The 627-nt window shown below is 58.2% G+C and carries 1 protein-coding gene; it reads right to left on the reverse strand.

Features of this window, described 5'->3' with window-relative positions; genetic code table 11:
• On the reverse strand, positions 1-404 hold a 404-nt coding region (locus FY251_RS20690), incomplete at its 3' end, for an ATP-binding cassette domain-containing protein (RefSeq protein WP_148416844.1).
• Positions 405-627 lie beyond the last annotated feature (223 nt).

Genomic DNA, 627 nt, shown 5'->3' on the forward strand with positions numbered 1-627 from the left:
CCGACGCAGAGGGCGGCGTCCTCGTTGGTGTCGCCGCCCTCTGCGTCGGCTTCCGCTTCTTCGTCGTCATCCTCGAAGAGTTCCTCGCGCTCTTCGAGCTTGGCGTTGAGCGCGCCGCGCTCGTTCGGTTCGAGGTCGAGCAGGTTCCAGGTGCGGAGGTCCTCCGGGATTGCCTCGTCACCGAACTCGTTCTCGTCGAGGTGGCTGAGCACTTCCCCGTCGGTTACCTCGTAGGCGGGGTGGCCGGCGATGATCTTCGCCGTCGTCGACTTCCCCGAGCCGTTGGGACCCATCAGCGCGTGGATCTCACCGGACTCGACTTCGAGGTCGACACCGCGGAGAATCGTCTCACCGTCCTCTTCTGCGACTTCTGCGTGGAGATTGTTGATTTCGAGTTTAGCCATAGGTATCTCTTAGGTCAACCGAAAGAAGGTACGTTTCACCCATGAAGCTTTCGCATTGCTGTGAACTCAACTTCTGCATATGGAAACAATATTTCTCGTAGCGGTAATCGCCCGTATTCTGTGGGTTACATGAAGCTCCCGAGTCCCGTCTGTTCCTGACCGGACTTGACCTCCTCCCAAGAGATATCCATGGCTTCCAGAATCCGAGCAATCGGGCCTTTCA

Source organism: Haloferax sp. KTX1 (assembly GCF_902410085.1).
GTDB classification, from domain to species: Archaea; Halobacteriota; Halobacteria; order Halobacteriales; family Haloferacaceae; genus Haloferax; species Haloferax massiliensis.